This is a genomic window from Maribacter sp. 4G9 (assembly GCF_002742265.1).
Lineage (GTDB): Bacteria > Bacteroidota > Bacteroidia > Flavobacteriales > Flavobacteriaceae > Maribacter.
Map to the genome: position 1 here is coordinate 44258 of NZ_MDGL01000181.1, position 9479 is coordinate 53736.

Below are 9479 nucleotides of genomic sequence, written 5' to 3' on the forward strand. Positions count from 1 at the left end.
TTAATTTTGTGGAAATTTTAGGGATGAACCCACATAGAGGGTTTTCTTATAGAGACATAATACCTTATTAAAAGGAAATAGTTAACTATTTGATGTTAGCGCTAAGTTTTAGTTTGTGAAAAAAAGAAAATTGGAAATTGCCGTTATTTCCGATGTCCATTTAGGCACGTATGACACGTACGCGGATGAACTTCTGGCGTACTTATGCAGTATTCAGCCTAAAATCCTCATTCTTAATGGTGATATTGTGGACATTTGGCAGTTTAAGAAAAGTTATTTTCCCACTTCCCATTTAAACGTCATCAAAAAAATCGTTTCCATGGCCTCAAAGGGCACTGAAGTACACTATATCATGGGAAACCACGATGAGGCACCCAAAACCTTGGCTAATATTTCCTTGGGAAACATTCAATTTTCGCGTAAATTGGTTTTGACCTTACATGGAAAGAAAATGTGGTTTTTTCATGGCGATGTTTTTGATATCCCCTGGATAAATGGCAGATGGGTGGCCCAATTTGGTAGCCTTGGTTTCGGTTTTTTGATTACTGTCAACAAATTGAACAACTGGTTTCTAAAAAGACTTCGTAAGGAAAAGTACTCCCTGTCTAAAAAAATCAAAAAGGACGAAAAAAAATCCGAAAGGTATATTTCCAATTTTGAGGAGACCATAATCGACGTAGCCATACAAAACCGATACGATTATGTCATCTGCGGTCATATCCATAAACCCAAAAAGGAACATATTGAAAAACGTGGGGGCAGGGTCACTTATCTAAACTCCGGGGATTGGGTAGAAAACCTTACTGCCTTGGAATACTCTTTAAAGCGCTGGAAAATGTACCATTACAAAAACGATAAGTTGTCGCCTTTTTTTATGGACGAAGCTTTAAAAGAGATGAACCTCGATCAACTTATTGCTTCCATTGAACTAAAGGAAGCGCAAAAAAAGATTTCCCCACCACAGGCCTGATTATTTTAGGGCCTTCGCCAGTATGCTTACAGGGTGTTGGGCCATTCTTTTTGTACCATCGAATATTTGATGCCTGCAACTGGTACCGTTCGCCGCGATAATGGTGTCCGGTGCCGAATTCTTCACGGCAGGGAAAAGTTTCAATCCACCTACTTTCATACTGGTCTCGTAATGCTCCTCCGCGTAACCAAAGGAACCTGCCAAACCACAGCAACCAGAAGGTATTATGGTAACCTTGTAATTTTTTGGCAGATTGAGGATGTCAAAAGTCACTTTTTGATTGCTCAACGCCTTTTGATGACAATGGTTATGGATTTTGACATCGGCGGAATCCTTTGTAAACATAGATGCATCTAAGTTTCCTTCTTGAATCTCCTTGGCCAAAAATTCCTCTATTAAAAAACAATTGTTTGCAATGCTTTCCGATACTTCCTGATTTTTGCTGAGACGTTTGTACTCATCCCTAAACGACAAAATAGCCGACGGTTCCAAACCAAGCACGGGCCATCCTTGCGAAGCAAAGTAAAACAACTTTTCGGAATTCTTTTCCGCCAATTTTTTGGCCTGTTTCAAAAAACCCTTGGATAGGAAGGTCCGGCCACTTTCTGCATAAAAGAGTTCCACCTCATATCCTAAACCGACCAATAGTGAAATGGCGTCCTTCCCGACTTCAATATCCAGATAATTCGTGAATTCATCAATATATAGAACAACTTTCGATTTTTTTATATCTTTTTGATTATTAATATTTTGAAGGTATTTATCGAAATTAAAACTATACACTTTTGGCAACTGTCTTTCCTGGGCAACCCCTGATACTTTTTTAAGGATTCCACCCAAAAATTTTGAATTATATACTGCATTGGTCAATCCGGGAACCTTACTGCCCAATTGATTGAAACGGGTATTATAGGCAAACAGTTTTCCACGTAAAGGGTATCCGTTCGTTTCTTGATACTGATACAAAAACTCCGCTTTTAAGGTAGCGACGTCTACATTGCTGGGGCACTCGCTGGCACAGGCCTTACAACTTAGGCACAAATCGAACACTTCTTTGAGCTCTTTGCTGTCAAAAGCGTTTGCTTTTTTAGGGTTCGTTAAAAATTCACGCAGGGCGTTGGCCCTCCCCCTTGTCGTGTCCTTTTCGTTTTTTGTAACATGATAACTTGGGCACATGGCACCATTCATTACATGTGTTTTTCTACAATCCCCGCTACCATTGCATTTTTCGGCCGCTTTTAATATGCCCTCACTATCCGAAAAATCCATCAAGGTCTTGATTTCCGGTTCTGGCCTGTCAATCTCATACCGAAAGGATTCATCCATAGGAAAGGCATCCACAATCTTCCCCGGGTTGAAAATGTTATGCGGGTCAAAATAGGATTTGATGCGTTTGAGCAGTTCATAATTCTTCTCCCCGATCATTAAGGGTAAAAATTCCGCGCGCACAATGCCATCACCATGTTCCCCGCTGAAGGATCCCTTGTATTTCTTTGTGAGTTTGGCAACATCGGTCGTGATTGCCCTAAAAAGGGATACATCGGGCGACTTTTTCAAGTTAAGAATCGGTCTTAAGTGCAATTCCCCCGCTCCAGCATGGGCGTAATACACGGCATTTTGGCCGTATCCCTTCATAATTTGGGTGAATTCTCCAATAAAATCCTTCAAATCCTCTACGGCAACTGCAGTGTCCTCAATACAGGCTACCGCCTTCATATCTCCCACAATATTCCCCAAAAGACCCAAACCGGCTTTGCGAAGTTCTATGGCTTTGTTGATATTCTCCCCAAACAACAGAGGATTGGCGTAACTTAAGCCCGATTTTTCAATGGTTGCCATTAAACGTTTCACCTCAATGTCCATGGCCTTCTCATCATCCGCGCTTACCTGCAACATCAACAAAGCGGCCGGATCTCCCTCTACAAAGAATCTATTGGCCAATTGTGACCTGTTGTTTTTGGTACAATCCAAAATCACTTTGTCCATCATCTCACAGAGTTGTAGTGAGTGTCCCATTACTGGCACAACGTCCATAAGACAATCCTCCAAAGTATGGTAGTGGGTTACCACCATGGCGGATAACTTGGGAGGCAAATCATCCAATTGCAGGGTAATTTCCGTAGTGAATGCCAAAGTACCCTCGCTGCCGCAAAGTAATTCCCCTAGGTTCAGCGTTGGTTTTTTTCCACCGTATATTTCCGATTTCAAAAGTTCATCAACCGCGTATCCCGTGTTTCTTCTATGGATGGAAGGCTTGGGAAATTCCTGAATAATTTCATTTTTTATTTCACTATTAAACAGCTCTTTGGATATATTTTTATAAATAAAAGATTCAAGAGTATTCAAGGTTTCCAATTGTGCTATTTCAGCAGTGGTATACGCTTTGAATTCGGCTTCACTCCCATCTGAAAGTATGGTTTTTAAAGATACGATCTTGTCCCGAGTGACCCCATATTGTATGGAAGTGGTACCCGAAGAATTATTGCCCACCATCCCGCCTATCATACATCGGTTTGAGGTGGAGGTATTGGGGCCAAAAAAAAGACCGAACGGTTTTAAATAAAGGTTCAGTTCGTCACGGATTACCCCAGGTTGCACGGTTACCTGCTTTTTCGCCTTATCCAAATGAATAATTTCGGTAAAATACCTTGATACGTCCACTACAATGCCATCGCCTACACATTGTCCGGCGAGCGATGTGCCGGCGGTTCTGGGAATAAGCCCAATTTTATGCTCCGTGGCAAACCTGATCAATTTTTTGATATCGTCCTTGGACCGGGGAAATGCTACGGCCAATGGAATTTTACGATAGACGGAGGCATCCGTGGCGTAGAGTGATTTGTACAGATCATCTATTTGAAGTTCCCCCTGTAATTCCTGTTTTAAATGAGATAATAATAAATTCAAGGTAGCACAATTTTGACCGCTAAATTAAGTTTTATTGTGTGAGCAGCATGCACAAGAATGTTGCTTTTTGTTTTATTAATCAAAAATTTAGAATACATGAAAATCTTAAAACTTTTATCCTTTTTCTTTTTAGTGGGAACAATTTCTGTGAACGCCCAGGAAATTGCCGATCATGCCCTTGGACTACGTTTGGGTGATAGTGATGGTTTTGGTGCAGAAATATCCTATCAGAAATCGATAGGAAGATACAACAGGGCCGAGTTTGATCTTGGTTGGAGAGATAGTAGAAACTACGATGCCTTTAAGTTGGCCGGTATCTACCAGTGGGTGCGCCCTATTGAAGGTGGATTCAACTGGTACTACGGTGTTGGTGGTGGTTTGGGAAGTGTGGACTTTCCCAATATCCCCGGCTTTGATGATGAAGGCGGACTCTTCGTTTTTGCAGCTGGTGATATAGGCGTGGAGTATAAATTTGATATTCCCTTGTTGTTATCATTGGATTTTAGGCCGGAAATTGGCGTAATTGGTTACGATGGTTTCTCCGATAATTTTGATTTCGATATTGGGCTTGGTGTTCGCTACACCTTTTAAAGGCAAAACTTCGAATAATTTAAAAAGGCCCTTCAATAAATTTTGAAGGGCCTTTTTATATCGTAAGGGATAATACTACCTTTGTTTTATATTAAAAATAGGATATGAGAAATTCAGTATTGATTTTATTGGTTGCAATTGTATTGTTCAGTTGTACCCAATCAAAGGATGGTTACACCATAAATGGCTCCCTACGGGGAGATTTGGAAGACGGGACACAGGTTTTCCTAAAAACGATTGGTGAAGGAAATCAACCCATAGAAGTGGATACCACGACGGTTACCCGAGGTAAATTTGAATTTACCGGAGTATCCGATAAACCGGAACTTCATTATATTTTTGTGGACAAGGCCAAAGGATATACTGCCGTAATATTGGAAAATGGGGAAATTGATTTTGAAGCTTCCATCGATAGCCTTGGCTTCGCTGACATTGGAGGAACGCCGCAAAACGACTTTTTTTCCAACTACATGGAAGCATCCAGAAAAATATCGCTTCAAGCGAAATCGATACAAGAGGATTTGCAACGTGCGACTACCTCCGGAGGTTCGCCTGAAACTATAGCTGCCCTGCGTGATGAGATGCAGGAACTGACGGAAGAATACCAGGGGTTCGAAACCAAGTTCGTAAAAGAAAATCCCAATGCCCTAATTTCAGCGTTGCTTTTGGAGCGGTCCATAAGTACAAAAACACTGGATTCCTCAGAAGCTCAAAACCTCTATGAAGCCCTTACCCCAGAAATCAAAGAGTCCAAACCCGGACAAAGAATTATGGATTTGTTGGAACGACTTAAAATTTCGGAGGAATCTGAAAAAAATACTTCCATAGGTGCCACGGCACCCAATTTTTCCGGGCCAAATCCAAACGGGGAAACCTTGGAACTGAAAAATTTATTAGGAAAGGCAACCTTGGTAGATTTTTGGGCCGCTTGGTGCAGACCGTGTAGGGCCGAAAATCCAAATATCGTTTCGGTCTACAAAAAATACCATGATAAGGGATTGAACATTGTAGGTGTTTCTTTGGATAGAACAGCCGATGCATGGAAAAAGGCCATTGAAGACGACGGATTGGAATGGAACCATATCTCGAATATTGCCTATTTTGACGATGAGATTGCCAAAATGTACAATGTTGACGCAATACCTGCCGCGTTTTTGTTGGATGAAAATGGGGTCATTGTGGCGAAAAATTTAAGAGGTCCCGCTTTGGAACAAAAGGTGGCTGAACTACTGAACTAAAGAATTTTTTATACAAATAAGAAAGGCCAAACAATGATGTTTGGCCTTTTTTTATTTTCTGGTTTTGTTTTTAAAACTTGTCCTTGACATCCAAAAACGTGCCGGTTACGGTTGTTTCACCAGTTCTGTTTACGGAACCAAAGATGTTCACTGCGTTATTTTCACCGATGAATTCGATAGATGCTCCATCTTCCAAGTTCAAATCCCCATAAATGGTAAGGTTTCCTTCTATCCTCAAGGTAGCACCTGATTTCACTGTTACGTCACCTCTTCTAGAGTTTCTGGCCACGGCAAAATTCCCGTTCATTTCAAATAGCGCATTCTCGTGGACAGTTACCTCGTTCCTAACCGTCCAAGAACCGCAAAGCAACAGGGAACCACGAACATCAAAATCAAAGAAGCGCTTGGAACCCCTATAACTCTCATTGGAACTAACTGGAACATTAAGATTGGAACTACCGGAATATCCGCTTAAATTTGAACAACGAGCTACCAAACTTTCATCGGGTCTGTTCAATTTTATGATTTGTAAACCTTCCAAGCCCGATGCCGCAAAAATATAATCGTCTTTGGAGGCCACAAAGTTTATGGATCCTTCCAATTGAATGATCCCCACTATACTGGTATCAGCATTGTCCTTGTCCTCGGATAGACTGAGTCCGGCACCACCATTTGCCATTAATAGTACATTGTCATTGGTTGCTACCGCGTTGGTCACCACATCTGCATCGTCCACGGTTTCAGGGTCTAATAGTATAGGTATATATTCAACGAAGTCACCAGTACTTCCATTATATATTCCAGCCCCTTTAGAACCTTCCGAAACAATGATATTCTCTCCATAATAATCAAGAGTTCTTTTGGTGTTTATGCCAAAATCGGAATCTATGGAAATGTCCTTGATAGTATTAAGACTTTGATCCAAAATAGATACCCCTGCACTGGCGTCCAAAACAGCAATATTGGTTTCGTTTGCCGCTAGGGCCCTTAAATCTGAATAGGGCGCTTCCACTACCGTGGATAAATCGGATTTATTATAAACGCGTACAAAGCCATTTTGGCCACTGGTAACGATAATCTTATCGGATATTACTTCTATATCCGTAGCATTGTAGCCATCTTGAAATCCATACGTTATGCCTGCATCCAAATCAAAACGACCATCCGGTGCGTAGATTTTGGCCACAAAGGAATTGGCTGTAGCCGTAACCGATTGCTCGGAATCCACTCCACCTGCCAAATACACATAACCATTGTCATAATCTATGGCATTTATATCGGCATTTGTATAATATAATCTTGAGGTAACCCTTGGATTTCTTGGGTTTTTTACATTGATGATATCAACGGCCCCTACAAAACCGGCATCAACCGTATTATAGGAAACATAGGCGTAATCACCTGCTACAACTACATGGGAGGCGGTTAGATTCTCCCCTCCTTGAAAGGAAGGAACGTCTACTTGAGCTACCAAGGTTAACGGGTAATCGCCAGCGGGCTGGGCTTTGGCACTGGAAGCATATTTGCCAGTTATGGTATTTTCATCCAATATATCCAATACACCGGATTTATCGTACAAAACACTATTTTCCAAAAGTGTTTCATTGGATTCCAGTCGTAGGTTGTCATTGTTATTAGGATCTTCGTAGACAGTTGTTTCATCACTGCAAGAGAAAATCAAAGTTGTCATGGAAGCGATTAAAAAGTAAACTTTTCTTATCATTGGTAAAAGATTTGGTTTTTATTCAGTCCCTTAACAACGAGCTGACACCTTTTTCCTTATGATTTCCTACTCATTTTCGATAAAATGCAAGAAAAAAACTATAATGAGTATAAATTTGTAAGAATAGTATTACCTAATTGAGTTTTCCCATTTTTGCCAATACAAAAAGAAGTATGATTGGAATCGCCAATAGGATGACCATAAGTGTATCCGTTCCCAAAAGACTTGGCATAAATAGAAGTGTGGTTGCATAACCACCTACCGCACCGCCAAAGTGAGCCGTATGGCCAATATTGCCCAATCTGCTTTTCATACCATAGATGGAATACAACAAATACCCAATGCCCAACACATACGCCGGAATAGGTATGGGAATGAACATAAGGTAAAGACTATCGTTTGGTTGCAGCAATATAGCCGAGTAAAGTATTCCCGTTACGGCACCACTGGCTCCAACGGCACTGTAATATGGTTCGTCCTTATGGAAGAACAAGGCCAAAAGGCTTCCGGCCAACAGACTTATGAAGTAAATTACTATGAATTTGCCCTGACCGAACCAACTTATAACCACATCGGCAAAAAAATACATGGTGAACATATTGAAAAAAAGATGTGCAATGTCCACATGCAAAAAGCCGGAGGTCACCATACGTTCCTTTTGACCACTTTTTATGGCCCCGATGCTGAATTTATATCGGTCGAAGAAATACGAATCATTGAAGCCCTTTAGGGAAACCATAATGTTCGCCGCAATAACGGCTATGGTGGCGATGTCCAGGTTGTACATATAAATTCATTATTTATGCTTTCAAATATAGCTATATTTGCCCAGTATAAAAGAAGGCATGCAACTACTGGTTTTTATTTTGACCTATCCCATTTTATGGATAATCTCCGTATTGCCACACCGATTTTTTTATGGTTTTTCAGACTTTGTGTTCTTTCTTGTCTACAAGGTCATAGGATACAGGCGCAAGGTCGTTCAAGAGAACCTCAATTTGGTTTTCCCTGATAAAAGTCCAGAGGAAATCCATAGGATAGAAAAGGAATTCTACCGACATATGTGTGATATGTTCTTGGAAATGATAAAAACCATGAACTTGACCAAAGCACAGATCAAAAAAAAATACAATGTTCTCAATATTGATGTTATAAATGAAATTGAGAAAAAGCAAAGCATCTTGGTAGTCTGCTCACATTATGCCAATTGGGAATGGAACGTAAGCATGAACAATTACGTCCAGGCCAAAGGATATGCCGTGTATCAAAAGATTGGCAATATCTATTTTGACCGATTTATCAAAAAGGTACGGGGCCGCTGGAATACTACTTTGATTACCCAGCAACAAACGGTTAAAACAGTGGTCAAGGATAAGCGAGATGGCATTATAGGAATTTTTGGTATGGTCAGTGATCAATCCCCTCAGGCCCACAGGGCACAATATTGGTCGGAATTTATGGGTATTAAAGTCCCTATTTTCAACGGAGCCGAAACGATGGCAAGAAAATTAGGTTTGGCCGTTGTTTTTCTGAAGGTCAGTAAAGTGAAACGGGGCTACTACCAGGCAGAATTTATCCCCATTACCGAGAATGGGAAAGATACCGAAGAAAATGAAATTACCGAAGCCTTTTTAAGATTGACGGAACAACAAATAAAGGAAAGGCCGGAGCATTATTTATGGACGCACAAAAGATGGAAACACAGGGATAAAAATCCCGCGCCCTTTGCCAAGGTACTTTAATTGACATTTCCTGTCTCAATGGGGATAGTTTGATTTTCAGTGTTTTGTAATCTGATTGTCCGTAAGCACTCATAATTTAAAACTACTTATTATTTTTGTAAAAAAGGGAATTATGAACCTATTCAATTTTACGGCACATTTTGGGAGCGAAGAGGCCTGTAGGCAGCATTTCAAGGAAGAGCGGGACAAGATCGGGGTGGAATGTAAATGCGGTGGCAAGGAACATTTTTGGATACAGAGCAGGTGGAGCTATGAGTGCAAGAAATGCAGGAGCCGGATCTCTTTGCGCAGCGGGACCATAATGCAAA

The 9479-nt window shown here is 40.9% G+C and carries 7 protein-coding genes and 1 pseudogene; 5 read left to right on the top strand and 3 right to left on the bottom strand.

Annotation, left to right across the window (positions count from 1 at the left end; genetic code table 11):
* The first annotated feature begins 115 nt into the window (after positions 1-115).
* On the top strand, positions 116-970 hold the full coding sequence (locus BFP75_RS19250; RefSeq protein ID WP_099546957.1) for a UDP-2,3-diacylglucosamine diphosphatase: 855 nt from the start codon (positions 116-118) through the stop codon (positions 968-970).
* On the opposite strand, the gene BFP75_RS19255 is transcribed toward BFP75_RS19250, so the two are convergent.
* Complete coding sequence (locus BFP75_RS19255; protein ID WP_099546958.1) at positions 971-3877, bottom strand: FAD-binding and (Fe-S)-binding domain-containing protein; 2907 nt, start codon at positions 3875-3877, stop codon at positions 971-973.
* Positions 3878-3973: 96 nt separating this feature from the next.
* On the opposite strand from BFP75_RS19255, the gene BFP75_RS19260 reads away from it, so the two are divergent.
* Both BFP75_RS19260 and BFP75_RS19265 read left to right on the top strand, forming a co-directional pair.
* Positions 3974-4468 carry a hypothetical protein gene (locus BFP75_RS19260; protein WP_099546966.1) on the top strand — a complete coding sequence of 165 codons (495 nt, stop codon included), beginning with the start codon at positions 3974-3976 and terminating at the stop codon, positions 4466-4468.
* Between the two features lie 104 nt (positions 4469-4572).
* Complete coding sequence (locus BFP75_RS19265; protein ID WP_099546959.1) at positions 4573-5706, top strand: TlpA disulfide reductase family protein; 1134 nt, start codon at positions 4573-4575, stop codon at positions 5704-5706.
* A gap of 70 nt (positions 5707-5776) precedes the next feature.
* Here the strand turns inward: BFP75_RS19265 and BFP75_RS19270 are convergent, their stop codons facing one another.
* A complete protein-coding gene (locus BFP75_RS19270) occupies positions 5777-7429 on the bottom strand; it encodes a hypothetical protein (protein WP_240531846.1) in 1653 nt (550 codons plus the stop codon).
* 133 nt (positions 7430-7562) lie between these two features.
* Positions 7563-8216, bottom strand: a complete 654-nt coding sequence (locus BFP75_RS19275; protein WP_099546960.1) for a rhomboid family intramembrane serine protease — start codon at positions 8214-8216, stop codon at positions 7563-7565.
* Positions 8217-8253: 37 nt separating this feature from the next.
* On the opposite strand from BFP75_RS19275, the gene BFP75_RS19280 reads away from it, so the two are divergent.
* Together BFP75_RS19280 and BFP75_RS19285 are read left to right on the top strand one after the other, a co-directional pair.
* Positions 8254-9171 carry a lysophospholipid acyltransferase family protein gene (locus BFP75_RS19280; RefSeq protein ID WP_317044546.1) on the top strand — a complete coding sequence of 306 codons (918 nt, stop codon included), beginning with the start codon at positions 8254-8256 and terminating at the stop codon, positions 9169-9171.
* A gap of 112 nt (positions 9172-9283) precedes the next feature.
* A pseudogene (locus BFP75_RS19285) lies at positions 9284-9479 on the top strand (IS1595 family transposase); the annotation flags it as partial.

Bases quoted from the DNA above. Each gene is read 5' to 3' on its own strand.
- BFP75_RS19270 (WP_240531846.1), bottom strand. From the start codon at position 7,429: ATGATAAGAAAAGTTTACTTTTTAATCGCTTCCATGACAACTTTGATT.
- BFP75_RS19275 (WP_099546960.1), bottom strand. From the start codon at position 8,216: ATGTACAACCTGGACATCGCCACCATAGCCGTTATTGCGGCGAACATT.
- BFP75_RS19265 (WP_099546959.1), top strand. From the start codon at position 4,573: ATGAGAAATTCAGTATTGATTTTATTGGTTGCAATTGTATTGTTCAGT.
- BFP75_RS19260 (WP_099546966.1), top strand. From the start codon at position 3,974: ATGAAAATCTTAAAACTTTTATCCTTTTTCTTTTTAGTGGGAACAATT.